Origin of the sequence: Nocardia nepalensis (assembly GCF_048910785.1) — a bacterium.
Classification (GTDB): domain Bacteria; phylum Actinomycetota; class Actinomycetes; order Mycobacteriales; family Mycobacteriaceae; genus Nocardia; species Nocardia nepalensis.
Genome location: NZ_JBKBET010000021.1, coordinates 186,827 through 212,186, shown reverse-complemented (window position 1 = coordinate 212,186; position 25,360 = coordinate 186,827). Strand labels below are relative to the sequence as shown.

At 66.7% G+C, this 25,360-nt stretch carries 26 protein-coding genes; 16 read left to right on the top strand and 10 right to left on the bottom strand.

Going from position 1 to position 25,360, the window contains the following annotated elements; genetic code table 11:
* The first annotated feature begins 320 nt into the window (after positions 1-320).
* The 8 genes from ACHQ4I_RS17885 to ACHQ4I_RS17850 all read left to right on the top strand — a co-directional run bounded on the left by ACHQ4I_RS17885 (position 321) and on the right by ACHQ4I_RS17850 (position 8,724).
* The gene (locus ACHQ4I_RS17885; protein WP_420772917.1) at positions 321-896 is read left to right on the top strand and encodes an Rv1476 family membrane protein; all 576 of its coding nucleotides are present in this window, start codon (positions 321-323) and stop codon (positions 894-896) included.
* Between the two features lie 265 nt (positions 897-1,161).
* On the top strand, positions 1,162-2,589 hold the full coding sequence (locus ACHQ4I_RS17880) for an NlpC/P60 family protein (protein WP_420772916.1): 1,428 nt from the start codon (positions 1,162-1,164) through the stop codon (positions 2,587-2,589).
* Between the two features lie 139 nt (positions 2,590-2,728).
* Positions 2,729-3,931, top strand: a complete 1,203-nt coding sequence (locus tag ACHQ4I_RS17875; RefSeq protein WP_420772915.1) for an AAA family ATPase — start codon at positions 2,729-2,731, stop codon at positions 3,929-3,931.
* Between the two features lie 32 nt (positions 3,932-3,963).
* On the top strand, positions 3,964-4,914 hold the full coding sequence (locus tag ACHQ4I_RS17870; RefSeq protein ID WP_420773089.1) for a DUF58 domain-containing protein: 951 nt from the start codon (positions 3,964-3,966) through the stop codon (positions 4,912-4,914).
* The gene (locus ACHQ4I_RS17865) at positions 4,911-5,915 is read left to right on the top strand and encodes a VWA domain-containing protein (RefSeq protein ID WP_420772914.1); all 1,005 of its coding nucleotides are present in this window, start codon (positions 4,911-4,913) and stop codon (positions 5,913-5,915) included. The genes ACHQ4I_RS17870 and ACHQ4I_RS17865 overlap by 4 nt, the downstream gene beginning before the upstream one ends.
* Before the next feature lie 97 nt (positions 5,916-6,012).
* Entirely contained in the window at positions 6,013-6,729 is a 717-nt protein-coding gene (gene fabG1, locus ACHQ4I_RS17860) for a 3-oxoacyl-ACP reductase FabG1 (protein ID WP_420772913.1), read from the top strand.
* Positions 6,730-6,804: 75 nt separating this feature from the next.
* On the top strand, positions 6,805-7,641 hold the full coding sequence (gene inhA / locus ACHQ4I_RS17855; RefSeq protein WP_420772912.1) for an NADH-dependent enoyl-ACP reductase InhA: 837 nt from the start codon (positions 6,805-6,807) through the stop codon (positions 7,639-7,641).
* Between the two features lie 21 nt (positions 7,642-7,662).
* A complete protein-coding gene (locus ACHQ4I_RS17850) occupies positions 7,663-8,724 on the top strand; it encodes a ferrochelatase (RefSeq protein WP_420772911.1) in 1,062 nt (353 codons plus the stop codon).
* Between the two features lie 47 nt (positions 8,725-8,771).
* Here the strand turns inward: ACHQ4I_RS17850 and ACHQ4I_RS17845 are convergent, their stop codons facing one another.
* From ACHQ4I_RS17845 to ACHQ4I_RS17825, 5 genes are all read right to left on the bottom strand, one after another.
* Entirely contained in the window at positions 8,772-11,234 is a 2,463-nt protein-coding gene (locus ACHQ4I_RS17845; protein ID WP_420772910.1) for an FHA domain-containing protein, read from the bottom strand.
* A 367-nt stretch (positions 11,235-11,601) separates the two neighbouring features.
* Positions 11,602-12,372 carry a S1 family peptidase gene (locus ACHQ4I_RS17840; protein WP_420772909.1) on the bottom strand — a complete coding sequence of 257 codons (771 nt, stop codon included), beginning with the start codon at positions 12,370-12,372 and terminating at the stop codon, positions 11,602-11,604.
* Positions 12,373-12,466: 94 nt separating this feature from the next.
* Complete coding sequence (locus ACHQ4I_RS17835) at positions 12,467-13,285, bottom strand: hypothetical protein (protein WP_420772908.1); 819 nt, start codon at positions 13,283-13,285, stop codon at positions 12,467-12,469.
* Positions 13,286-13,495: 210 nt separating this feature from the next.
* On the bottom strand, positions 13,496-14,323 hold the full coding sequence (locus ACHQ4I_RS17830; RefSeq protein WP_420772907.1) for a DUF3097 domain-containing protein: 828 nt from the start codon (positions 14,321-14,323) through the stop codon (positions 13,496-13,498).
* A 57-nt stretch (positions 14,324-14,380) separates the two neighbouring features.
* On the bottom strand, positions 14,381-14,635 hold the full coding sequence (locus ACHQ4I_RS17825; protein ID WP_420772906.1) for a DUF7373 family lipoprotein: 255 nt from the start codon (positions 14,633-14,635) through the stop codon (positions 14,381-14,383).
* 92 nt (positions 14,636-14,727) lie between these two features.
* Between ACHQ4I_RS17825 and ACHQ4I_RS17820 the strand changes: the two genes are divergently transcribed.
* Both ACHQ4I_RS17820 and ACHQ4I_RS17815 read left to right on the top strand, forming a co-directional pair.
* On the top strand, positions 14,728-15,159 hold the full coding sequence (locus tag ACHQ4I_RS17820; RefSeq protein WP_420772905.1) for an NfeD family protein: 432 nt from the start codon (positions 14,728-14,730) through the stop codon (positions 15,157-15,159).
* Positions 15,159-16,400, top strand: coding sequence for an SPFH domain-containing protein (locus ACHQ4I_RS17815; protein ID WP_420772904.1), 1,242 nt, complete (start codon positions 15,159-15,161; stop codon positions 16,398-16,400). The genes ACHQ4I_RS17820 and ACHQ4I_RS17815 overlap by 1 nt, the downstream gene beginning before the upstream one ends.
* A gap of 89 nt (positions 16,401-16,489) precedes the next feature.
* Here the strand turns inward: ACHQ4I_RS17815 and ACHQ4I_RS17810 are convergent, their stop codons facing one another.
* Both ACHQ4I_RS17810 and ACHQ4I_RS17805 read right to left on the bottom strand, forming a co-directional pair.
* Positions 16,490-17,026 (bottom strand): DUF3558 family protein, encoded by a 537-nt coding sequence (locus ACHQ4I_RS17810; RefSeq protein ID WP_420772903.1) that lies wholly within the window; start codon positions 17,024-17,026, stop codon positions 16,490-16,492.
* 119 nt (positions 17,027-17,145) lie between these two features.
* Entirely contained in the window at positions 17,146-18,042 is an 897-nt protein-coding gene (locus ACHQ4I_RS17805; protein ID WP_420772902.1) for an LLM class flavin-dependent oxidoreductase, read from the bottom strand.
* Between the two features lie 148 nt (positions 18,043-18,190).
* On the opposite strand from ACHQ4I_RS17805, the gene ACHQ4I_RS17800 reads away from it, so the two are divergent.
* The gene (locus tag ACHQ4I_RS17800) at positions 18,191-19,498 is read left to right on the top strand and encodes a YhgE/Pip domain-containing protein (protein WP_420772901.1); all 1,308 of its coding nucleotides are present in this window, start codon (positions 18,191-18,193) and stop codon (positions 19,496-19,498) included.
* Positions 19,499-19,567: 69 nt separating this feature from the next.
* A complete protein-coding gene (locus tag ACHQ4I_RS17795) occupies positions 19,568-20,371 on the top strand; it encodes an LLM class flavin-dependent oxidoreductase (RefSeq protein ID WP_420772900.1) in 804 nt (267 codons plus the stop codon).
* Between the two features lie 5 nt (positions 20,372-20,376).
* Here ACHQ4I_RS17795 and ACHQ4I_RS17790 read toward each other — a convergent pair whose 3' ends face one another.
* The 3 genes from ACHQ4I_RS17790 to ACHQ4I_RS17780 are packed head-to-tail and all read right to left on the bottom strand — an operon-like array spanning position 20,377 to position 22,068.
* Complete coding sequence (locus tag ACHQ4I_RS17790; protein ID WP_420772899.1) at positions 20,377-21,204, bottom strand: helix-turn-helix domain-containing protein; 828 nt, start codon at positions 21,202-21,204, stop codon at positions 20,377-20,379.
* Positions 21,201-21,746, bottom strand: a complete 546-nt coding sequence (locus ACHQ4I_RS17785; RefSeq protein ID WP_420772898.1) for a DUF6879 family protein — start codon at positions 21,744-21,746, stop codon at positions 21,201-21,203. Before ACHQ4I_RS17785 ends, ACHQ4I_RS17790 begins: the two co-directional genes overlap by 4 nt.
* 4 nt (positions 21,747-21,750) lie before the next feature.
* A complete protein-coding gene (locus tag ACHQ4I_RS17780) occupies positions 21,751-22,068 on the bottom strand; it encodes a hypothetical protein (RefSeq protein ID WP_420772897.1) in 318 nt (105 codons plus the stop codon).
* 234 nt (positions 22,069-22,302) lie between these two features.
* Between ACHQ4I_RS17780 and ACHQ4I_RS17775 the strand changes: the two genes are divergently transcribed.
* The 4 genes from ACHQ4I_RS17775 to ACHQ4I_RS17760 all read left to right on the top strand — a co-directional run bounded on the left by ACHQ4I_RS17775 (position 22,303) and on the right by ACHQ4I_RS17760 (position 25,358).
* A complete protein-coding gene (locus ACHQ4I_RS17775; RefSeq protein WP_420772896.1) occupies positions 22,303-22,626 on the top strand; it encodes a hypothetical protein in 324 nt (107 codons plus the stop codon).
* A 111-nt stretch (positions 22,627-22,737) separates the two neighbouring features.
* A complete protein-coding gene (locus ACHQ4I_RS17770; RefSeq protein ID WP_420772895.1) occupies positions 22,738-23,106 on the top strand; it encodes a nuclear transport factor 2 family protein in 369 nt (122 codons plus the stop codon).
* An 83-nt stretch (positions 23,107-23,189) separates the two neighbouring features.
* On the top strand, positions 23,190-24,584 hold the full coding sequence (locus ACHQ4I_RS17765) for an ABC1 kinase family protein (RefSeq protein WP_420772894.1): 1,395 nt from the start codon (positions 23,190-23,192) through the stop codon (positions 24,582-24,584).
* Positions 24,585-24,623: 39 nt separating this feature from the next.
* A complete protein-coding gene (locus ACHQ4I_RS17760) occupies positions 24,624-25,358 on the top strand; it encodes a TetR/AcrR family transcriptional regulator (RefSeq protein WP_420772893.1) in 735 nt (244 codons plus the stop codon).
* Positions 25,359-25,360: the final 2 nt, after the last annotated feature.

Sequence of the window (25,360 nt, the reverse complement as noted above, 5' to 3'; positions counted from 1 at the left end):
ACCGGTTTTGTCGAGCGACCTGCGAGCGGTCGCTACTGCTGGTTTTTTCGAGCGACCTGTAAGCAGTCGCTACGGCTGTCTTCGGAGGGTTCCAGACCCCGGAAGGTGCTGGCTCCTCGCGCCTTCGAGCCTAACAGTACGCTTGTCCTGTGAAACGCGCGGGTGCCGTTCTGCGCGCCGTCAGAAGGTGGTACGACACGCGGTCGCGTACTGTGCTTGCGAGTTAGTCGGGGTGACCGGTGGGCAAGTACCGGTTCACCCTGCAGTGTTGGATGCCCGTCGCCTCGCGTGCCGATGCGGCTCGACAGACCGGATGGAAGATGACCGTCTCGCACACCTCGGTTTTCACGCCCATGCGCGCCGAATTGCCGCCTGGTATCGACGACAAGACCTTGGCGCAGATCAAAGAGGATGTGGTCGACAACCACGTCGCCACCCCGAAGGGTAAGGACCAGGACGCGCTCGAGGCGGTTGTCGCCGACGCCCGAGCTCATGGCATCGAGCTCAGCATCGTGGTGATTCCCGGCAATCCAGGTCACGACTCCAATCTACGTGACCTGGCCACCGAGGTCGGCAAGACCGAGCACGGAACCGTGGTGGTGTTGAGCGACGACTGGGTCGGCACCTACAGCGATTCGATCAGCCGGGTGAAGCTGGAGTGGGCCGAGGACGCGTCCAAGAGCACGCAGGGGCATTCGGCACAGGCGGCGCAGATTTTCGTCGATCGGCTCGACCGGCCGGAGAAGTTCTCCTGGACCGCGATCACCAGCGTGTTGCTGGTCGGCACGGCAGTCGTGGTCGGCGGACTCTACTGGATCAAGTCTCGTCGGCCTGCCCAGGAGTTCGTGCCGGTAGGGGTTTCCGGGCTCGACGACGACCGGGACTCCACTTCGTAGCTGGTATCCGTTCAGCAATTTTTCCTGTCGGTCGGTTTGTTTTGCGCGACCGAATCCCCGTAATCGTTCGGCTATCCCCGGGCGACGGTTAAATTACGCGGCTGTAGTTCTGTTGCCGGAGTTTCTTTGGTGAATGATGTGACGTACGGTTCGAATGATTACTGATGGGGAAGAAGTGTTGAGAGAGCTATCTGTCAACCACTGAGCGGGATGGTTCGCAGGGGGCTCGTGAGGTTAAGCCGCAGTCGGGTCCTTTGGAGGTGCGATGCGCAACAACGGCGTAGCCGGTTCTCGGCGTCCGCTGTGGGTCGCTCTGGGGTTGCTGGTCGCTGCCGCTGTACTCGGCACGGCCGGACCCGTCGCCGCGGTGCCGCCTGCCCCACCGAACCCGAGCGATAGCCAGATCGCCGATGCCGGAGCACAAGTCGACGCCAGAGTCAGCGAGGTCGGTGCGCTGATCAACCAGGTCGCCACCGTGGATCAGAAGCTGCAGGAACTCGACGCCGCGGTTGCCCAGAAGCGCGAAGAGGTCAATAAGGCCCTCGTCGATCTGCAGAACGCGCGCGACGCCGCCGATGCGGCCGCCGCCGCGGTCGTGGACACCCAGCGCGAACTCACCGACGCCGGAACCCAGGTCGAGCAGGCCAAGCGCAATTTCGACCAGTTCGCGGTGCAGGCCTATACCCGGCCCGCCGCGACCTCGATGGTCACCTATCTGTCCTCGGCCACCCCGGACCTCGCCCTCAACCGCGCCCAGGTACTCACCCTGGTCTCGAAAAATCAGCAGTCGGTACTGGACTCGTTGCGCCGCGCCCAGATCGATCAGGGCAATAAGAATTCCAGTGCGCGCCAAGCGAAGTCGGTTGCCGACGCCGCCGCCGCGGCGGCCGAGCAGAAGAAGGCCGACGCCGAGCACGCGGTCGCCGCGGTGAAGGCCGAACAGGATCAGCAGGCCACCCAACGGGAGGGCCTACTACGCGAGCGCACCGCGGCGCAGGGACGTTTGGATCTCGCCCGCACGAATGTGGCTGGGCTGCAAGGACAACGCGAGGCCTACCTGGCCTGGGACGAGCAGCGCAAGGCCGAGGAGGCCGCCGTGCGCGCCGCCGCGGCGGCCGCCGCCGCACGCGCCGCACAGGACCAGGCCGCGAAGGACCGCGCGGCGCAGGCGGGCGAGGGTAAGCGCCCGCATATCCAGATGGATGATTCGCCGCCGCCGCGTCAGACCAGGCCGCGCGCCACCCGGCCGAGCATGCCGTCCATCGGCGGCTCCGCGGCCATCGAAACCGTTGTCGACCGCGCGATGTCGCAGCTGGGTGTCATCTATGCCTGGGGCGGCGGCGACGAGGACGGGCCGACGCTCGGCATCCACGACGGCGGCGTCGCCGACAGCTACGGCGATTACAACAAGGTCGGCTTCGACTGCTCGGGCCTGATGATCTACGCCTTCGCCGGAATCGGCGTCTCGCTGCCGCACTACAGCGGCTACCAGTACAACGCGGGCACCCGGGTGCCCGTTGCCGAGCGCACCCGCGGCGACATGCTGTTCTGGGGACCGAACGGCAGCGAACATGTTGCGCTCTACCTCGGAAACGGGAAGATGGTGGAGGCGCCGCAATCCGGCGAAGTGGTAAGGGTGTCTCCGGTGCGCGAGGGCGGCATCATGCCGTACGCGGTGCGGATCGTCTCCTAACCCTAGGCTGGGGCCGTACGCCGCGAACCCGGCCGCGCGAATCTGTTGATTTGCCGTGATCTCGGGTCCGGTTGCGGCGTATGCGGCCATTACCTGGAATAGTTGTGGCAGCACGCACAGGACCAAAGCGAAAGCGGGGATGTTGGTGACTTCGACGGACGGTGTGAGCGGGGCAAGTTTGGCGAAAGGGGCCGCTGCTCCCGCACCCAGCACCCTGGAGCGTGACGTCCAGACCCTGGAAAAGGCGATATACGAGGTCAAGCGCGTTATCGTCGGCCAGGATCGGCTCGTCGAACGGCTGCTCGTCGGAGTGCTCGCGCGCGGCCACGTACTGCTCGAGGGTGTGCCGGGTATCGCCAAAACCCTTGCGGTGGAGACCTTCGCCAGGGTCGTCGGCGGTTCGTTCGCCCGCGTCCAGTTCACCCCGGACCTGGTGCCGACCGACCTCATCGGTACCCGGATCTACCGCCAGGGCCGCGAGGAATTCGATACCGAACTCGGCCCGGTCGTCGCGAACTTCGTGCTGGCCGACGAGATCAACCGCGCACCCGCCAAGGTGCAGTCCGCACTGCTCGAGGTGATGGCCGAGCGGCATGTGTCGATCGGCGGCAAGACCTACCCCATGCCCGATCCGTTCCTGGTCATGGCGACGCAGAACCCGATCGAGAGCGAGGGCGTCTACCCGCTGCCCGAGGCCCAGCGCGACCGCTTCCTGTTCAAGGTCATGGTCGACTACCCGTCGGTTGAGGAAGAGCGCGAGATCATCTACCGGATGGGTGTCACCCCGCCGGAGGCCAAGCCGATCCTCGAACCCGTCGAGCTGATCCGGCTGCAGCAGGTGGCCGCGAATACGTTCGTGCACCACGCGCTGGTCGACTACGTGGTCCGGGTGATCGCGGCGACCCGCAAGCCCGCCGAGTTCGGCATGCAGGATGTGGCGAGCTGGATCGCCTACGGCGCCTCGCCGCGCGCCAGCCTCGGCATCATCGCCGCGGCCCGCGCCGTCGCGCTGATCCGCGGCCGCGACTATGTGGTGCCGCAGGATGTCGTCGAGGTGATTCCGGATGTGCTGCGCCACCGTCTGGTGCTGTCCTACGACGCGCTCGCCGACGAGATCAGCCCGGACGATGTGATCAAGCGGGTACTGCAGACCGTCGGTCTGCCGCAGGTGGCGCCGCAGGCGGTCGCGCCGGGCGCCGCGGCCGCGCCGGTTCCGGCCGCCCCGCCCGCCATGGGCCCGCACGGCTCGCCGATTCCGCAGCCGCCCGTACCACAGGATGCGGTGCCGCAGCCGCCGGTGGCGCAGATGTCCCCGGCCGCCAGCAATAACCAGCCGAAGTGACCTCAGCATCGGATCCGGTTCCACCAGTGCCGATGTCATCCCACGCACCGCCGTCCTTCCGATCGGGTGAACTCTCCGATCCGAAACTGACGGCAGCGCTGAAAACGCTGGAACTGACCGTGCGGCGTCGGCTCGACGGTGTGCTGCACGGCGATCATCTCGGACTGATCCCGGGTCCCGGTTCGGAACCGGGCGAGGCCAGGACCTATCAGCCGGGCGACGATGTGCGGCAAATGGATTGGTCGGTCACCGCCCGCACCACCCATCCGCATGTGCGGCAGATGATCGCGGACCGGGAACTCGAGACCTGGATGGTGGTCGACCTATCGGCCAGCCTCGACTTCGGCACCGCGCTGTGCCAGAAGCGCGATCTGGCGATCGCGGCCGCCGCGGCGATCACCCACCTCACCAGCGGCGGCGGCAACCGGATCGGCGCGGTCGTCGCGACCGGCGAGCAATTGACGCGCATTCCGGCGCGCAGCGGCCGGGTGCACGCGCAGTCGATGCTGCGCGACATCGCGACCACGCCGCACGCCCGCGACGGTGTGCGCGGCGATCTGCGCGAGGCGATCGAATCGCTGCGCCGCCCGCAGCGCAAGCGCGGACTCGCGGTGGTCATCAGCGACTTCCTCGGTGACATCAACTGGCAGCGCTCACTGCGCGCCATCTCCGCGCGCCACGATCTGCTCGCGGTGGAGGTGCTCGATCCGCGCGATCTGTCGCTGCCCGATATGGGTGATGTGGTGCTGCACGATCCGGAGACCGGGCGCACCCGCGAATTCAGCGTGACGCCCGCGCTGCGCGCCGATTTCGCGGCGGCGGCCCAGCGGCATCGCGTCCAGGTCGAACAGGCGCTGCGCAGTTGCGGCGCACCGGTGCTCACCCTGCAGACCGATCGGGACTGGATCTCGGATGTGGTCCGGTTCGTGTCAACCCGGCGCCACGCCTTCGGCGCCCCGAGCGGACGGGCGCCGCGCCAGTGAGCATTTCGCATTTCACCGCGCTGGTCTGGCTCGGCTTCCTCGCCGTCGTCGTGCTGATCGCGCTGGGATACATCCTTGTTCAGCGCAGCCGCCACCGGCACATGCTGCGGTTCAGCAATATGGAACTGCTGGAGAAGGTCGCTCCGTCGCGGCCGAGTCCGATCCGGCATGTGCCGATCGCTCTGATGCTGATCGGTCTGGTGTTCCTCACCATCGCGGCCGCGGGACCGACGGCGGTCAAGAAGGTGCCGCGCAATCGTGCGACAGTCGTTCTGGTGATGGACGTTTCGCTGTCCATGGAGGCCACCGACGTGCCGCCGTCGCGACTGAAGGTGGCGCAGAAGGCGGGTAAGGAATTCGTCGACGGGCTGCCGCCGGGCATCAACCTCGGATTCGTGACCTTCGCGGGCACCGCCTCGGTGATGGTGCCGCCGACGACGAACCGCGAGGCCGTCAAGGCCGCTATCGACAACATCAAACTCGCCGAACGCACCGCCACCGGTGAGGGCATTCTCACCGCACTGCAGTCGATCGACACCATCGCCACGGTGCTCGGCGGCGCGGAAACCCCGCCACCCGCGCGCATCGTGCTGATGTCGGACGGTAAACAGACCGTGCCCGACGATAAGGATGTCGACAATCCACGGCACGGTTTCACCGCCGCGCGCCTGGCCAAGAACAAAGGCGTTCCGGTGTCGACGATTTCGTTCGGCACCTCTTGGGGCACGGTGGAGATCCCGGACCAGGACGGTAAGGGCGCACAGCGCGTCAAGGTGCCTGTCGACGACGACGCGCTGCGCGAGATCGCCAAGCTCTCCGGCGGCGACTTCTATACCGCCTCGAGCCTGACCGAGTTGACCGCCGTCTACGACACCCTCGAAGAGCAGATCGGCTTCGAACTGACCAGGGGCGATGCCAGTCGGCCATGGCTTTTGCTCGGCATGCTGGTTGTCGCTGCCGGGGTGATCACCGGCTTGCTCTATCGTCAACGCCTGCCGTAGTCGTCAATGTCCGACGTCGCGACGCGCCCGGAGCCACCTAACACACTATGCGTGGCCCGGGCGTGGCGCACGAACCCGAACAGATAGGTTGGTCCCTATGTCGAACATCACCTCCCGGTCGGTCTTGGTGACCGGTGGCAACCGCGGCATCGGCCTCGCGGTCGCACAGCGTCTGCTTGCCGATGGCCACAAGGTGGCCGTCACACATCGTGGGTCGGGGGTGCCGGACGGGCTGTTCGGTGTGAAATGCGATGTGACGGACAATGCTTCGGTCGATGCCGCTTTCACCGAGGTGGAGCAGCATCAGGGGCCGGTGGAGGTGCTGGTCGCCAATGCGGGCATCACCGACGACACCCTGCTGATGCGGATGACCGAGGAGCAGTTCACCCGGGTCATCGATGCGAACCTGACCGGTGCGTTCCGCTGCGCGAAGCGGGCCAACCGCGCCATGCTGCGGGCGCGCTGGGGCCGGATGATCTTCCTCGGCTCGGTCGTCGGCCTCGGCGGTGGACCCGGCCAGATCAACTACGCGTCCTCGAAGGCCGGTGTGATCGGTCTGGCGCGCTCGATCACCCGTGAGCTCGGCTCGCGCTCGATCACCGCGAATGTGGTCGCGCCCGGCTTCATCGAGACCGATATGACCGCCGAACTGCCCGACGATCTGCGCGACACCGCGAAGAAGTTCATTCCGTTGCAGCGCCTCGGCCAGCCGGAAGATGTCGCCGCCGTGATCAGCTTCCTGGCCTCCGATGATTCCGCGTATGTGTCCGGCGCCGTGATCCCGGTCGACGGCGGCATGGGCATGGGCCACTGAGCCAACCGAAACGCCTGCGCCGCCTCGGCGGTCGCATAAGCATACGAACTTCGACTACAGGAGAACCGAAAACCCATGGGCGGATTGCTCGAAGGCAAGACCATCCTGATCACCGGCATCATCACCGATTCGTCGATCGCGTTCCACGCGGCCGCGGTCGCGCAGGAGCAGGGTGCGAAGGTGATCATCACCGGCATTCCGGAGCGGCTGCGGCTGATCGATCGGATCGCCAAGCGGCTGCCGCAGGAGGTCGCCCCGGCCATCCCGCTCGATGTCACCAGCGAGGAGGATCTCGCCGCGCTGGCCGATAAGGTGCGCGAGATCGCGCCCGACGGCGTCGACGGTGTGCTGCACTCGATCGCCTTCGCACCCCGCACGCTGATGGGCCCGGAGGCGCGTCCGTTCCTGGACGGTCCCGGCCCGGACGCGGCCAAGGCCTTCGAGATCTCGGCCTGGAGCTACGCCTCGCTGGCTCGCGCGGTGCTGCCGGTCATGAACGAGGGCGGTTCGATCGTCGGCATGGACTTCGATCCGCGCACCGCGATGCCGTTCTACAACTGGATGGGTGTGGCGAAGGCCGCGCTGGAGTCGGTGAACCGGTATGTGGCGCGCGAGGTGGGCACCGCCAAGCGGATTCGTTCCAACCTGATCGCCGCCGGTCCGATCAAGACCCTCGCGGCCAAGGCCATCGCCGGCACCGCGACCGACGATGCGGCCAAGCTGAACCAGCTCAACGTCTACTGGGACGGCGCGTCGCCGATCGGCTGGGATGTCGACGACCCGACGGTGGTGGCGAAGTCGATCGTCACGCTGCTCTCGGACTGGCTGCCGGGTACCACCGGTTCGATCATCTACGTCGACGGTGGAGCCAGCCACAACACCTGGTTCCCGGAGAACATGTCGATCAACTGACGTAATTCGAAGGGAGACATCGTGGTTCGGGCCGCCGACGCCCTGCTGCTGTTGTCGTTCGGCGGCCCCGAGCGGCCCGAGGACGTGCTGCCGTTCCTGGAGAACGTCACTCGGGGCCGGGGCGTGCCGCGCGAACGCCTCGACGAGGTCGCCCAGCATTACCTGCACTTCGGTGGTGTCTCGCCGATCAATGCGCTCAACCGCGACATCATCGCCGCGGTCGAGCGCGAATTGGCCGCTGCCGGAATCGAATTACCGGTGTACTTCGGCAACCGCAACTGGGATCCGATGGTCGAGGACGCCGTCGCGCGGATGGCCGCCGACGGTGTGCGGTCGGCGCTGGTGTTCCCGACCTCGGCGTGGGGCGGGTACTCGGGCTGTCTGCAGTACGACGAGGACATCAGCAGGGCGCGTGCGGCTTTCGGGCCGGACGCGCCGGAACTGGTGAAGTTGCGGCAGTACTTCGACCACCCGCTGTTGATCCAGGCATTCGCCGAGGCGATTCGCGCTGCGGTCGGATCTCTTCCCGCGCAGCGCCGGGAAGGCGCTCGACTGGTGTTCACCGCCCACTCGATCCCGGTCTCGGCCGATATTTCCGCGGGTCCGCCTGCCGACGGTGGCCGTCTGTACAGTCGCCAAGTCGCCGAAGCCGCCCGATTGTGCGCCGCCGCAACCGGATTCACCGACTACGATCTGGTGTGGCAGTCCCGCTCGGGTCCGCCCCGGATCCCGTGGCTCGACCCCGATATCGTCGATCATCTCGAGGATCTGTCCGGCAAGGGCGTAGACGCGGTGGTGGTCTGCCCCGTCGGTTTCGTCTCCGACCACCTGGAAGTCATCTGGGATCTGGACAACGAAGCCAAGGACAAGGCCGCCGAACTGGGCATGGCCTTCGCCAGGGCCGCCACACCCGGCACCGACCCCCGCTTCGCCCAACTGGTCGTCGAACTGATCAACGAGCACCTGACCGGTATATCGCCACGCCGACTCGGCGACATTCCGGGCTACGGCTGCACCGCAAACGGTGCCCCCTGCGCGATCGACTGCTGCACCCCACCGCGACGCCCGGCCGCGGCAACCTAGCTCTCGAGGTGGACGTCGACGGCACCACTGGTCTGCGTCACTGGGCGTCAAAGCCTCTCGCGGCGGGTGCCGCGGCGCCGTGGACGCAGCTGATACAGGCGGTACCAGGCCAGCGCGAGGAAGACGGCCCCTAGCCCGGTGACGACTCCCAGGTCGAGCAGCCACGTGCCGATGGTGTGTTTCCACAGCGGGTCGGCCGCGCCGGTGTGCGGTGAGAGGTTGTCGAGATCGATGGAGGCGGCTCCCGCGCCGAACCCCCAACGGGACGGCGATACGTAGGCCAGTTGCTCCAGGCCAATTGTTCCGGGCAGCCGCACCAGGCCGCCGGTGAGCACCAGTTGTGCCATCGACAGCACAATCAGCAGCGGCAGTGTCTTCTCCGAGGTGTTCACCGATACCGACACCAGCAAACCCAAAGCCAGCGATGCGATGCCGAGCAGCGCCGTCGCCACGATCAACTCCAGCTCGACCGACGTGAAAAGCCCCTTGGGCGGCATACTCACACCGATGGTGCCGATCAGCACCAACACCGCCGCCTGAAGGGTGGTGATCACGCCCAGGACCAGCAGTTTCGACATCAGGTAGACCCCTGGCGACAGGCCCGCCGCGCGTTCTCTGCGATAGATCGTCTGTTCCTTGACGATTTCGCGAATCGAGTTCCCGGTGCCGACGAAGCATGCCGCGAACACCAGAACCATGAGCTTGGTCGGGGCATCGACATTGGATCCCGGCGACCCGGCGAATCCCTCGCCCGATGGCACTGCGGCGATCAAGCCGCCGAGAAGCAGGGGCATCACGCCGAGGAGTGCCAAATAGCTTCGGTCCGACGCGATCACCGCCAGATATCGCCGACACAGTGTGCTGAGCTGGCTGAGCTTGGACTGCGACGCGGGCGGCGGCGCCGGTGGGCGCACTTCCTCCGGGCCGACTTCGTCGGTCAGCCCGACCGCCACGTAGTTCTCGAAGCGTGGCGAAGTCCGGAACTCACCGGCCCAGTCGCGGTCTTCCTCGCGGTCGAATGTCTGGAACACCTCGGCCCAGCTGGGCTGTGCGAACTGCTGCAGCCCTTCCGCCGGCGGCCCGTAATAGGCCAGCCGACCGCCGGGCACCAGAACCAGCAGGCGGTCGCAGGAATCGAGATTCGCCACGCTGTGCGTAACGACGATGACGGTCCGCCCGTCGTGCGCCAATTCGGACAGCATTTCCATGACCGTCTTGTCCAGGCCCGGGTCGAGGCCGGAGGTCGGTTCGTCGAGGAACAAAAGCGACGGTTTGGTCAGCAACTCGAGTGCGACGCTCACCCGTTTGCGCTGCCCGCCCGAAAGCCTATCGATGCGGGTATCGGCGTGCCGCGCCAAACCGAGCTCGTCGAGGACTTCGTCGACCCGCTGCTCGCGCTCCTCGGCGCGCGTGTCACCGGGGAACCGCAGTTCGGCCGCGTAGCGCAGCGCGCGCCGGGTCGGAAGCTGGTTGTGCAGGATGTCCTCCTGCGGGACCAGCCCGATGCGGTGCCGGAGCTCGTCGTAATCGGTGTACAGGTCGCGTCCGTCGTAGCGGACGGTTCCCTCCGTTGCCGGTCGCAACCCGGTGACCGCGCCGAGCAATGTCGACTTGCCCGCTCCGCTGGGCCCGATGACACCGACGAGCGCGCGCTGCGGGATGGGGAAGCTCACCCCGTCGAGGAGTACCTTGCCCTCCGGGGTCCGCACGGTGAGGCTCTGCACCGAAACCGATATGTCACCGGTGTCGACGAACTCGCGCAGCTCGTCGCCGACCAGCCGGAACGTGGTGTGCCCCATGCCGATCAAATCGGATTCGGATAGGTCCGCGGCGTCGATCCGGTGGCCGTTGACGCAGGTGCCATTGTGGCTGTCGAGGTCGACGATCCGGTACCTGCCGTCGCCGATCATGCGCAGCTCGGCGTGATGGCGGGAGAGCATGAGGTCATTCACGACAATGTCGTTGTCGGCCGCACGTCCGATCCGAAGCGTGGGCGATGTGATCCGGACGACCGCGCTGGGGTGGGTCGCCGAAGGTGACGGTCGCGAAACTCGCCGGGTCCGACCCTGGTAGAACTGGGTGACAGTTGCTTCGTCCTCGAGGTTGTAGCCGGGATCGGGGACGACCATCGTGTCGCCTCCGAAATCGTCATCGGGCTCGTGGTCGGGTCGTCCCTCTTGCCCCTCTAGGGAACAGGCCAACTGCTCGCCGTCCACAGCGTGACCGAGCTGGAATGTCTCGTCATGGTCGATCACCATCCGCGCGACGCGGTGACCGTTGAAAAAGGTGCCGTTGAGGCTGCCCGCGTCCTCGATTTCCCAACCGTCCGCATTCCGCTCCAGAACGGCGTGCAACGAAGATGCGCGCGGATCGGTCAAAACAATGTCGGACGCCGGGTCGCGACCGACGTTATATGCCGCCCCAGCGCGTAGCCGATAGACGCGATCCCTCGTCTGCACCACAAGAACCGGCGCCTCGGGGAATTCCGTGGAGGACGGTTCATCCGCCATGACGTGAGTATACGACCGGCCCGCAGTGTCGCAGCAATGTTCGGCTACCTCGTAATACCGGTCCTCAGCAACCCGCCAGCACAAGCCCTCGATCGGCGTTCGCGCCGACGCTCAGGCGAATGGAATTCAGGCTGCGCGCTCGATGGTTTTTCAGTCGCACCAGCATCGCTCGAACCGATGTTCGGCAGTCGGCACCAAGTAAAGCGTTCCTTTCACCCGGATGCGAATGATCACGTGTGCGCGCTGCATGTTCTTGTGACGAGGTCGACCCACACGCTTGGATCGGTCGACCACAGATTGTGGGCGACTCCGGGTAATTCTTCGTATCTGCCGTAGGGGATCAGGGAGTTGACATTTCCATGGTTGGTCAGAAGTTCACGGTGGTGACGTAGGCGTAGACGCCGGGGAACCCTGGGCGGGCGCTGCCCTTGCCCCAAGAGGTGAGGCCGATCAGGCGGCCCGCGGCGAGAAGTGGATCGCCGCTGTCGTATTCGGCGGTATCCGCGTCGGGGGATCCGGCGCAGAGCATATCGGCGGGGTCGAAGGCAGAGCCATAGGCGGCGGCGCAGGTGGTGTTGGAGACGATCGGCACGGTGGCGGATCGCAGGAGCGTATTCGAGATGTCGTTCTCAGAGGTCGCGCCCCAGCCGACGATGGTGCCGGTGTCGCCGTATGCGCGCGGATCATGCTGTGGCGCGGCGATTTCCAGGAATGGTCCGGGTCTCGGATCGTCGAGGACGAGGATCGCGAGATCATTGTGGTGCACGGTCTCGCCCTCGAAATCGGTTTCCCGGAAATCCGGGTGGATGCGAATCTCCTTGACCCCCACGGTAACTCCGTCGTGCGAGCGCAGGTCGCTGCGGCCGAAGGTGACGGTGATCGCCCGCGGCAGCAGCCGGGCCAACTCGACGCAGTGCGCCGCTGTCACAACCCGATCGGGCGCGATGAGCGCACCGCCGCAGAACTGCCCGGATGGGCGGGGAAAGTACAACGGGCTGCCGACGGCGGCGAGCCACGGGTAGGCGCTAGCCTCGGTGGTATTGCCGCCCACGATCGCCGTGGCGGGAACGGCGGGTGCGCTGAGACCGATGATCAGTGCGGCGGTCACAGCCGCGGCAATGCGAGGTATGCGGAACATGCCGCCTCCCGGATGATTCAGGCGATCGGTCGGCCTATTCAACCAGAGGACGGCGATGTTCTCCCGCCTTCGACGACCGTCGAACGCTGTTGCGCTACGAATTGCCGCGGGCCGCGGCGTGCACCGCCACCAACCGGGCCGCGCGGATCGCGTCCCATAGTGGGCGTAGCAGGTCTTCCTGGGCGCCGATGGCGGTGGCGGAGGTGGGGGAGGAGGCCGGTTCGCGCTGGGCGACGGTGAGGATGGCGGCGACGTGGTCGGCGGTGTCGAGGATTCGCCTGGCGCGCAACGGGATCGAGTCCGGATAGGCGTGGCGGGAGTAGTCGGCGAGTTCGGCTTCGATGAGTTCGCGGGGGTCGGCGTCGGCCGCCGCGCCGACGGCGGTGGTGTGCAGTCGCATCAGGGCGTCGGCGGCGTCGCGCACCGCCTCGCGCATCGTGTACTCCGCCTCGCCGAGCGACATATCCGGGCCGGGTGCGGCCGGGATCGGCGTGCTGTAGACAGTCCATTGCAGGGTGTTGTCATCGGCCAACTGCGGAATCAGTCCGGTGCCCTCGCTGCCGGGCACGCCGAACAACATCCCCTCGCCCGCCTCGATGGCATCCGCGGCGAAGGCCGTTCCGGTCGGGAGCCCGCGTACGTCGCCGGGCACCGGCAGCACCAGTCGCAGCTGCGCACCGGGCTGCGCCATCGCCTCACGAATCACCTTGAGCAGCGCCATGACTCCGGTGCCGGACAGATTGTCACGCGAGGACCACGGCAGGTCGTCGCGGCCGCCGGTGGCCGGGTCGCCCGCGGCGATGGTGTGCCGCGGCGCCCAGGCGTACAACGCCTCCAGGATGTCGTCGGGCGCGCTGCAACCGGCCAGCCATGAGCCGGCCCACACCGTCAGCGTGGCACTAGGAGAGCACATAATTATCGAGCATAAAGGAGGGTTGCGCCGCGGGGGCGTCCATGCTGGATACCCCGGTGAGCTGCGCGCATCGATCGGACGGCCGGTACCGCGGGTACTGGAATAGCGCACCTGCCGACGCCGGTTCCGGGTTGTCAGGACAGGGATCGAATTCCGCGTAGTGGGACCTGATTTCAGCGGTTGGACCCGCAGATGATCTCCCCGGTCCGGTCACTCCGGTTCGGTGACGAAGTCGATGAGCCGCTCCACCGCGCCGATCAGGGGGGATTCCAGATCGCGGAAGGATTCGACGGCGTTGTAGACCCGCCGCCACCCCTCCTGCGGCGTGCCCCAGCCCAGGCCGCGGCAGACGCCGGTCTTCCAGTCCTCACCGCGAGGTACCTGCGGCCATGCCGCGATGCCGACCGCCGCCGGACGCACGGCCTGCCAGACGTCGATGTAGGGATGCCCGGTGACCAGCACATATTTGCCGAGACCGGTGGTCAGCTGGGTTTCCTTCGAGCCGGTGACCAGGTGGTCGACCAGCACACCGACCCGCCGACCGGGGCCCGGTGCGAATCCGGTCAGCCGTTCGGCCAGATTGTTCAAACCCTCGAGATGTTCGACGACCACGCCCTCGACTCGCAGATCGTGCCCCCAAACCCGCTCCACCAGCGCGGCATCGTGCACACCCTCCACCCAGATCCGGCTGGTCTTGGCGACCTGCGCGCGCAGCCCCTCGACCCGCGTGGAGCCCGACGCCGAGCGGGTTTCCTTCTTGGGCGCCGTGGCTTTGGGGCGGACCAGCGTGACCGGTTCACCGTCGATCAGGAATGCCGCCTCGCGCAACGCGAACAACCGCACCGCACCACGCGCATCCTCCAGCTTCACGAATTCGCCGTCGTAGCTGCGATCGAATCCGACCACGGCACCGCAGAATCCGCTCGCCGCGTCCTCCACCACGAGGTCGCGTTCCGCCGTCACCGTCGGTACGGCTCGCTTCTTCGCTCGCGAATGTCCGGAGAAGATGTCGCCGCCATAGATGTCACGCCCGCTCACCCGCCCGAAACTAGCACCGCCGCTTCGGATTGCGGCGCAACCGAGTTGGTGTGCCGGTCACCGACTATTGGCGAGCAGCGCGTACTGTGCGGCAACTTTCTGCCGGACATCGGCTTCGTTATCGCTGTTGACATTCCCGACATAGCGCTCGTAGCCGACGCGGCAGCGCTGCTCGAACTGCTTATCGGTAGCGCCGCGGCCGCTGACAGATCTCACCGGGCGCGTCTCGGGTGCGTCGATCGGGTCGTACTCGTCACCGGCAGGGCCGATGAGCTCGTTGACCAGGCGCGGACGCCGGGCCGCATCCCGCACCCGGTAGTTCAGCGGCTCTTTGGGGCCCGCCGCGGTCGCTGATCTCGGGTTTGTCGCACCACAGAAGTGCGCCGGACCACTACAGTGGGGCTGTGGCCGCAATCGTTTGGCTGGTCGCGGGATTACTGCTCGCGGCAGCGGAGATGCTCACCGGGGACCTCACACTGCTCATGTTGGGCGTCGCCGCGCTCGGTACCGCGGGCGTCAGTGCCGTGGCCGATACCGGGCTGGTCGGCGACGCCGTGGTGTTCGCGGTGCTGGCGCTGGTGTTCCTGCTCGGAGTGCGGCCAGTTCTGCGGCGGCGCTTCGGAACTCCGCCGCCGATCCCGACGAATGTCGACGCGCTGATGGGTAAGCAGGCACTGGTGCTGGAACCGGTCGGTGAGCACAGAGGTCTGGTCAAAATCGGTGGCGAGGAGTGGACCGCCCGACCGTTCGATTCGACGGTCGAATATCCGAAGGGAACCACGGTGTACGTCATGAAGATCGACGGCGCGACCGCCGTCGTCTGGAAGGAGCCGTAATGGCTGTGCTCATCGTTGCCGTCGTGCTGGTGTTGCTGGTCGTGGTGGTGGTCTTCAAGTCGATCGCCCTCGTCCCACAGGCCGAGGCGGCCGTCATCGAGCGACTGGGCCGATATTCGCGCACCGTTTCGGGCCAATTGACGTTCCTGGTGCCATTCGCCGACCGGATCCGGGCCAAGGTGGATCTGCGCGAGCGGGTGGTGTCCTTCCCGCCGCAGCCGGTGATCACCGAGGACAACCTGACCCTGCACATCGACACCGTCGTGTACTTCCAGGTGACGAGCCCGCAGGCGGCGGTGTACGAGATCAGCAACTACATCGCGGCCGTCGAACAGCTCACCGTGACCACCCTGCGCAACGTGGTCGGCGGTATGACCCTGGAGCAGACGTTGACCTCGCGCGATCAGATCAACGGCCAGCTGCGCGGTGTGCTCGACGAGGCCACCGGCCGCTGGGGTCTGCGCGTCGCGCGGGTCGAGCTCAAGAGCATCGATCCGCCGCCATCGATCCAGGAGTCGATGGAGAAGCAGATGAAGGCCGACCGCGAGAAGCGCGCCATGATCCTCACCGCGGAGGGCACCAGGGAATCGCAGATCAAGACGGCCGAGGGCGCCAAGCAGGCGCAGATTCTCTCCGCCGAAGGTGCCAAGCAGTCCTCGATCCTGGCGGCCGAAGGTGAACGGCAGAGCCGGATTCTGCGCGCCCAGGGTGAACGGGCCGCGGCCTACCTGCAGGCGCAGGGCCAGGCGAAGGCCATCGAAAAGGTTTTCGCCGCAATCAAATCCGGTAAGCCGACGCCGGAACTGCTTGCCTACCAATACATGCAGACCCTGCCGCTGGTCGCCCGCGGCGATGCGAACAAGGTGTGGCTGGTGCCGAGCGATTTCGGCAAGGCGCTCGAGGGCTTCGCACAGAACTTCGCCACCAAGGGCGAGGACGGCGTATTCCGTTACGAGCCGGCCCCGGCCGACGAGGTGGAGAGCAAGCCGGAAGACGATTCCGATGTGGCGGGCTGGTTCGACACTGCCCGCGACCCAGCCATCGAACAGGCGGTGCGCGCGGCGGAGGCCGATGCCCGCGCATCGGTGGAGGGTCTGTCGACTCCGGCGACCCGGCAGCCGCAACAGTCGGCACACCAGCCGGTTGTGCCGCCGCAGCAGCAGATTCCACCGCAGCAACCGCCGTACCACCCGGACGGGCCCGGGCCGCAGGGTCGTCCCTGGCAGCCGCCGTCACAATAGGAGTCGAACGAACCGCCCCGGATCCCGTAGGTCCGGGGCGGTTTCGTTCGGTGTTCCGACGGCGATGTGCGCGCCGATCCCCCTCGGCACTACGGCGCGAGATCGATGGTCAGCGTTGCCAATTGGAGCGCCATGGCGCAGGGGTCCGGTGTCGTGGGGTGCGAGTGATTTTGGACCCGCCAGACGATGGTGCCGTTATCGGCGGCGGCGACCGCGCAGTCACCCGGATCGTGTGGATTGCGGATGTAGAAGCCGGTCGCGGTGACCGTTGCGCCGAAGATCTGTCTGGTGATCGTCAGGTGCTCGGTCTGGAACCCATCGTTCTCGGCCCGCTGCCACGTCTGCTGCAGCGATTCGCGGTCGGTGTAGGTGAAGGTCAGGTCGGATTCGGCATCGCCGCGCTGCGCCTGCCAGACGCAGACCGGTGGACGGTGGTGGGTGGTGAGGGTGTCGGCCTGTGCGGCTCGGCCGATCTGCTCATCGGTCAGCGGTGTGCAGTTCGTCAGGGAGTTGGCCGTCGGTGCGGCGGTCGGACCCGCGTCCGGCGTGGCATTGCCGGAACAGCCGGTCAGCCCCGCGATCGCGAGCACGGCCAGTCCGACGCCGCGCGTGCGGAATGCGGCCACGTCCCTCCCTTCCTGGAACCGGGCCCAGCGAGTACGTGCCAAGGTTACCGGTGCGCGCCGCCAGCGACGGGCCGACTCGTTAGGCCGTCGCGCCCGCGCGCTGCGACGGCCGTCCGAGATCAGGCGCAGAGTTCGCGCACGCGCGGCACTACATCCGCGACCCACCGGCGCAATTGCGTCTCATCCGGTGATTCTGGCCAGTACACGAACGTGTCGAACCCGGTCTCGGTGGCGAGATCGGCCAGGATGCGCGACCATCCGGCCGCATCGGTGCGAATCGGCTCCTCGCCACGCAACCTCACCGAGCCGGGCGCCTCGGTGATATCGCCGACCAACTGGGCCATCCGCATGACATCGCCGGGATCGCGTCCCGCGTCGATCGCGCTCGCCGAGATGATCTGTTGCGCGCCTTGCCATTTCTCGTAGGGCAGGTAGTGCGGGATCGGGGCCGCCCACCCGTCGGCAATCCGTCCGGTCAGCGCATTTGCCTTCGGCCCGACACTGCCGAACCAGATGCCGACCGGATGCACCGGAGCCGGACCGGACTGCACACCGCTCACCGCGTAATGCGCACCCTGCACCGTCGCCTTCGCGCCCGGCACCCACATCGCCCGGATGATCTGCGTCGCCTCCGTGAGTGCCTGCAGCGCTTCGGGATTCGTCCGGGCGGGACCGCCCATCGCACTGATGGCGGGCCAAAAGGCCCCGGCTCCCAGTGCCAGCTCGAACCGCCCGCCGCTGAGCAGGTCGAGCGTCGCCGCCTGCTTGCCGAGCAGCGCCGGACCGCGCAGCGGCAGGCTTGCCACGTCGGGAAATACCCGCAGGCGCTCGGTCTCGGCGAGTACGGTCGCGATGACCGCGAACGTGTCGGCGAGTCCACCGGCGTAGGGATGGTCCTGAATCCCGAGCAGATCCAGCCCTTCCCGATCCGCGAGTCGGGCGAGGGCGCGAATGCGGGGGAGTTCGTCGGCAGTCGGCGCCAGCTGGATTCCGAAACAAAGGTTCACAGAGCGCATGATGCCAGTGTGTCGGCGCGGATCCGGGCTGGTGCGCTGAGGCTGTGATCGCGGTCTCGGTGATGGTTTCCGCCATCGCGATGTGACCAGCAGCCGATACCCGCCCGATCGGTACCGAAACCCAGCCCCGACGGATTACCGTGCGCCCATGACGACTGAGGACACAGCCGCCCGCCATCTGCGGCCACGGGCCTGGATCGCCCCGATCGCCGTGGTCACGTTGCTCATGTCGCTACTGGCCACCATGTATCTCGCGTACGTGGTCAATCCGGCGAAGAATCTGCACGATTTCCGCGTCGCACTGGTCAATCAGGACGACGGCGATACCCTCGGCGGCAAGCCGACCAATGTCGGCAACCAGATCACCGAAGCGCTCATCGCGGGCCTGCCCGCCGACAAGATCGACCTGCAGGTCGTCGGATTCGCCGAGGCGCAACGGCAATTGAGCCAGGGCCGGGCCTATGGCGCGATCGTCATTCCCAGTGACTTCACCAAGCGGCTGGCCATTCTCGGCGCGGCCGGGGTGGTGCCCGGCAAGGTCGAACAGCCGATCATCACCGTGCATACGAACCCGCGCGCGGGCAGTTTCGCCACCGGGGTCATGCAGCGCGTCGCCGAGCAGGCGCTGAGTCGCGTCGACGAGACCGTCGGCAAACAACTCACCGACACCGTGCAGGCCCAGCTGCGACCCGCGGGGGGCGGCGCGGCGCCCGAACTGGCCGGAGCCAGTCAATTGATGCTGGCCCATCCGATCCAGGTGGTGGTCGCACCGTATCGGCCGCTGCCCGACGGCACCGGACAGGGGCTGTCCGCGTTCTTCTACACGCTGATGGTGCTGCTCGCCGGTTTCACCGGTGCGATGATCATCCACTCGATGACCGACTCCGCGCTCGGCTTCGCACCGACCGAATACGGGCCGTGGTACGTGCACTACCCGACCGCTCCGATCTCCCGGTTCCGCACGCTGCTGCTGAAGTGGGCGATCCTGATCGTCACCGCGCCCATCGTCTCCGCGGTATTCCTCGGCGTCGCAGCGGCATTGGATGTGCCGCTCGACCATCCGCTCGCGCTGTTCCTCTACTGCGTGCTCGCGATCATCGCGGTCGGGGTTACCGCGCTGGCGGTGCTCGCCGCGCTCGGCACCGCGGGTTTGCTGGTCAATCTGATCCTGTTCATCGTGCTCGGCCTGCCCTCATCGGGCGGCAGCGTGCCGATCGAGGCGACGCCGACCTATTTCGCGTGGCTGGCCACCTTCGAACCGATGCATCAGGTATTCCTCGGGGTGCGCGCGATCCTGTACTTCAATGCCAACGGCGACGCCGGGGCCGCGCGCGGCAGCTGGATGGCGGTGCTCGGGTTGGGTATCGGCCTGGCCGTCGGCGCCGCGGTGACCCTGTACTACGACCGAAAGGGATTGCACCGCAAGCCCGCCGAGCAGGCAGCCGCTTCGGAGTGAGCGTTCGGGACATCGGGGTGAGCGATCGGGCCATTGGAACGCTCACCTCCGATGCCTAATGTTGGGCTCATGACCTTCGACCTCGGCGTTATCCTCCCGACCTCCACCCCCGATCCCACGCGGCCGATCCTCGGCGATGTGCGGGCCAGTGCTCGGCTCGCCGAACAACTCGGACTCGAATCGGTCTGGTCCACAGACCATCTCGTGGCGAGTGCGCCCATGCTCGACAGCACCGTGACGCTCGCGACGGCGGCGGCCGTCACCGACCAGATCCGGATCGGCTACAACGTCATGCTGCTCGCGCTGCGCCCGGTGGCCTGGGCGGCCAAGCAGATCAGCACGCTGCAGTACGTTTCGGGCAACCGGTTGCTGCTCGGCGTCGGCACCGGGAATCCGGCGCACGGCGATATCGGCTGGCGCGCGGCCGGTATGGCCTTCGAGGATCGCGGCCGCCGCACCGATGAGGCCTTGCGGGTGCTGCCCGATCTCGTCACCGGATCAATCGCCACGGTCAACGGCGTGGACGTGAGTTTGGCGCCGGGATCGGCTATGCCACCTGTCCTGGTGGCGGGCAACGGGACTCGGGCACGGCGGCGGGCGGCCCAGTACGCCGACGGCTGGATCACCTTGCAGCCGGGCCTCGACCAACTGGCGGCCGATATCGACGAATTACGCACGCTCGCCGCGCAATTCGACCGGCCGGTGCCCGTGGTCACCGTTGTCGCGCCAGCGCTGCCCGAAGATCACGCGGCGGCCGCCGACCTGCTCGCCGCGCACCGGGATGTCGGAGTCGAGCGCGTCATCCTCGCCCCGACGGGCCCGCAATGGCAGCGCGATTACGAGAATGCGGCGAAGCTCCGTGCGGCACTGTAGATGCGTTATCGCTGCTTCAGCGCGTCGGTGATCAAGGCACGGGCGGCATCGCCATAACGCGCCTGCCGGTGCAGCGCCGCCCAGGTCTTCTCGTAGTACGCGAGCTCCCGGGGTTGGGTGATGGTCAGACCCGCCGAGATCGTCTCCACCTCGGCGACGCGTTTGTCGAGCAGCACGAAACAGGTGGTGGTGTAGAGGAAATTCGCCGTACGCGGAATGATGCCGAGGCCCAGGCGTGGCAGTGGCATCAGGTCGAGAAGCCGTTCCAGCTGACCGGTCATCACATCGTCGCCGCCGACGGTGGTGTAGAGCGTTTGTTCGGCCAGCAGGATGCTGATGCGATGGGTGCCATGGTGCAGAATCCGCTGGCGGGCAATGCGTGCCGTCACCGCGCGGTCGATATCGTCGATGCCGCCGACGAAGTCGATGCAGGTCTCCAGGACCGCCCTGGCATAGGGTTCGGTCTGCAACAGACCGGGGATCACCGCGTTCTCGTAGTTGCGGATCGTGCCGGCGCGCGCCTCCAATTCGATGCGGCGGCGCTGCTGCTGGGCATGTCCGGTCGCGGCGATGCGCCGCCACTCCTGCCAGAGCGCCTCGATATTCGCCAGCGCCGCACGTAGATCCGGCAGCAGCAGCTCGGCGCGGCACAACCGGCACCACTCCGCGAGGTCGTTATCGCTGGGCGTCTGCTTGCCGTGTTCGATGCGCGACACCTTCGCCGAATGCCAGCCCGCGTTGGCGGCGAGCTGCACACCGGTCAGATGTGCAGCCTTGCGCATTTCACGTAATCGTGCCCCGAAGGCTTGCCGGGACTGTTCGACACCGGTCATCCACTCCGCCCGCCGGGCATGTAGTCGTGGTGCGGAATTGCTTTGTTCCACAGGATATCTCGTACTGTCGTGCATCGTGCCACCAGGACAGGGTCGGTGGTTACCGCGGCGCCCGCAAGATCGCCGGACTTGGTGAAAATCGTAAAGGCGACCGTCTCGTCCAGCAGCCACCATTCGTCGTCGGTGTACTCCGAAGGATCGGCGAGATGTCGCGGCAGCCAGCGAATATCCTCGCCATAGCGCTGATTTCGGTCGGTGAGTGCGTGCAGGAATCGAACGTAGTCGGTGAGCGGCTCCGACACTACCCGTACGCGCCGGATCGGCACGCCGCGTCCGGCGACCTCGCTGGTGAGTTCCTCCCAGGCCCGCCATGACGGCGGATAGGACTCTTGCTCGAAGGGCGGCAGCCCCGCCAGCACCCGGCGCATCGGCTCGGTCTCGTCGGAGACCTTGGAGTGATCATCGGATACTTCGAGATGGAAAGCATCGCTGCGGGTCTCGCGAATGAGTGCATTGGTTTCCTCGATGGTGAAGAACAGCATTGGATTACCATTCCCACGGACTCTGTCCGACCGGGACCGCTATCGCGGTTTCATGATCGGGAATCCGCATGTGCGCCAAGGCATCCGGATCGGTGACCGGTTGCCCGGCGAGAGTGAAGGATCCGTGCCCGGAATCGTATAGGGGAGCGCCGATATAGGTGCCCGGCTGTAGCCAGCCCAGCAACATATGGGGTATCTCGACGCGGTTGGCGTGATGGGCCACCCGGTAGCCCTGGACCAGGTACAGATGTCGATCCTCGTCGATCCAGAGCCGTGGTGAGCCGGTGTTGTTGGTAGGTCCGCCGAGCAGTTGTATACGCATCAGAGTGGCCTCGTCTCGCGTGAGAATTGCGCTGGCTGCGCATAATCGTCGCCGGTCAGCGCCATGAGGGTCAACAACTTCCGCAAATCTTCGCAAAACCATGGTGTCTGGCACGTCCGGTTTCCTACCGTTGCATTGGGGGCCGGCAGACAGGATGTGTGCGATATGAGCGGGTCCGAGTCATGTGAGGTTGTCGAGCCGGTGCGAAGCGAAATGGGAGCACTTGGCAACAGGGTGGCGACAAAACCATGGGCGATCGGGTTCGTGCGGTGGGATATTTCGGGTTCGGTGGTGGATCACGAGGTGCGGCGCATCCGCACCTGTGCGGCCCGGCTGGGCTACGCCCTGGTCCCGATGACGGTGGGTCCGCAGGGTGACCCGGTCGTGCGGCTGCTCGCGGCGATCGCGCGCTGTGGCGCGTGTGCGGTGATCGTGCCGAGCAGGGAGCACATCTGGGCGTCGCGGCGTGCGGTCACCGAGGTCTGCGACCTCATCGTGGTCTCCGGGGACACGGTCTGGATGCGCGGCTACCAATGGCCGCGGTGGTTCGCCCGGTAATCCTTACCTCGCGCGTAATCGACTCCGTGATCGGCAGCGGGCAAGGTTGAGGTATCCGCTCGGAAACACTGGCGGATGACCGAAATACCTTCCAGCAGAGGATGATTCGCTATGTCGCAGTATGAGGACGCGGTCGAACGGTACTTCACGGCGTGGAATGCCACCGATGACGATGTGCGCGCGAAGGCGGTGGCCGCGGCCTGGCACGAGGACGGCTTCTACACCGATCCGCTCGCCGATGTCGCCGGGCACGACCAGCTGAGCGCCGCCATCGGGGGAGTGCACCAACAGTTCCCCGGCTTCGAATTCCGTCAGCTCGGCGCGGTGGACGGCCACCACGACACCGCCCGCTTCTCCTGGGAGCTGGTGTCGGTGGCCGACGGGAGCGCGCCGGTCGCCGGGACCGATGTGATCACGCTGGCCGCGGACGGTCGCATCCTCGGTGTGCACGGTTTCCTGGACCGGGTGCCGGGGGCGTAGTCGAATTCCGGACCGGCACAAGGTGTTTCCGGACCCGATCCGCACGCGTTGACACCGCGCTCGGACGGCAACCACGATGGGGTGTGCCCGACCGGATTCCCACCAACCGCGTGGTTCGCGCGCACCGGCTCGGCCGGGCGATGGCCGGGCCGGTGCTGCGCGGCGGCGGGGCACGGATATCGATGCTCGGCCGGTCGGAACAGGTGCGGGCGCGGCTGGCCGAACGGTCCACCCTGCAGGCCGCCGACCAGCTGGTAACGATTCTGGGCAGCATGAAGGGCGCGGCGATGAAGCTGGGCCAGATGCTGTCCATGCTCGATGTGGACATGTTCCCGCAGTCGCATCGGGAACGGTTCCGATCCCGGCTGGCGGTGCTGTGCGATCAGGCACCCAAGGCGTCCTTCGCGGAAATGCGTGGCGTGCTCGAGGCCGAACTGGGCGCGCTGAGCCGGGTGTTCGCCGACTTCGACGAGCAACCCCTCGCGGCCGCGTCGATCGGCCAGGTCTATCGGGCTCGGCTGCGCGACGGCCGAGCCGTCGCGGTGAAGGTGCAGTATCCGGGCATCGATGCCGCGGTGCGCGCCGATCTGGCGAATCTGCGGCTGTTCGCGAAGTTCTGGCGCTCGGTGATACCCGCGCTGGCCGACTCGACCCTGCTCGACGAGGTGTCACTGGCCATCCGCGGCGAACTGGACTACGTCGCCGAGGCGCGGGCGCAACGGCATATGGCGCGACGCCATCGCGGGCATCCGTACCTGCGGGTACCCGATATCGTGCCCGCGCTGTGCACGCCGCGGGTGTTGGTCACCGAGTTGGTCGACGGCAAACCGTTCGAGTCGGCACGCGCGCTGCCCGCGGCCGAGCGCAGCCGGATCGCGGAGATCGTGTACCGGTTCTACGTCGGGTCGCTGTATGTCGACCACGAGTACTGTGGTGACCCGCATCCGGGCAATGTGCTGCTGGCCGCGGACGGGACGGTCGCTTTCATCGACTTCGGACTGTTCCATCGGATGGCGCCCGCACCGGTGGAATTCGAACTCGAGTGTCTGCGTGCCGCGTTGGCTGGCCGGGCCGAGGACATCCGTACGCTGCTGATCGGACGCGGGATCGTCGGCGCCGGCTCCGATGTCAGCGCCGACGCATGTCTGGAATATGTGGCGGCCACGGCCGAATGGAGTCTGGTCGACGCCGAGATCACGGTGACACCCGACGTCGCGACGGCCGCCTTCGCCAGCGCCGTCGACCCGCGATTCGACTCCGCCATGCGGCGGCTGGACACGCTGCCCGCCGAACATCTGTTCTCGCGTCGAGCCGAGCTGATGACCTTCGGCACGCTGGGCCAGCTGACGGTGACCAATAACTGGCACCGGATCGCGCGCGAATGGATTCTCGGCGAACCGCCGGTCACCGATATCGGACGCCGGATCGCGCGGTGGCGGCGGGATTCGGGTTCACGAACCGCCTGGCGTAGCGGCTGATCAGCCGTCGGTACCGGCGGTATTGAATACCATGACACCATGACGGCCGCCGGTAGGAGCGCTTCGCGTGGCACCACCGCGTCCGCGTCGCGCCCGGATGCCCGCACCGAACGCTGGCGCGAGCATCGAGAACAGGTGCGCGCGGAATTCGTCGACGCCACCTTCCGCGCCCTCGCCGAGCACGGGCCCGATGTCAGCATGGACGACATCGCCCGCGCGGCCGGATGCGCGAAACCCAAGCTGTACCGGCACTTCGACGATAAGACCGACCTCTATCTCGCGATACTCGACCGGGTGCAGGCAACGCTGTGGGACCGAGTGCTGGCCCGGGTCAACCTGATCGACGATTCGGTGGCGGCGCTGGTGCGCACCGCGATCACCGAATATGTCGCGGTGGTCGAGGAACAACCCGATGTCTTCCGTTTTCTCGTGCACAGCCGGTTGGCGCAGCAGGCCGAACAGCCCGAGCGGGCGATCGAGGTGGCACAGCGCTCGGCATTGCGAGTGGCGCGGCTGATCGAGGAACGTCTGGAAGGGCAGGACGTTGATACGGGCAGTCTGGAATTGGCGGCCTATGCGATCTTCGGGGCGGTGGGGTCGGCGACTGATTGGTGGCTGGGTGCGAATCGCGCCAGGGACGAGGTGATGTCGGCGGAGCGGTTCACCGAACATGTGAACACCATCGCCATGGGCATGCTCGACGGGGTGGCGCAGCTGAACAATGTGCCCATCGATGTCGACAAACCCGCGCACCTGGCCTTCGAGGCGAACTGAAT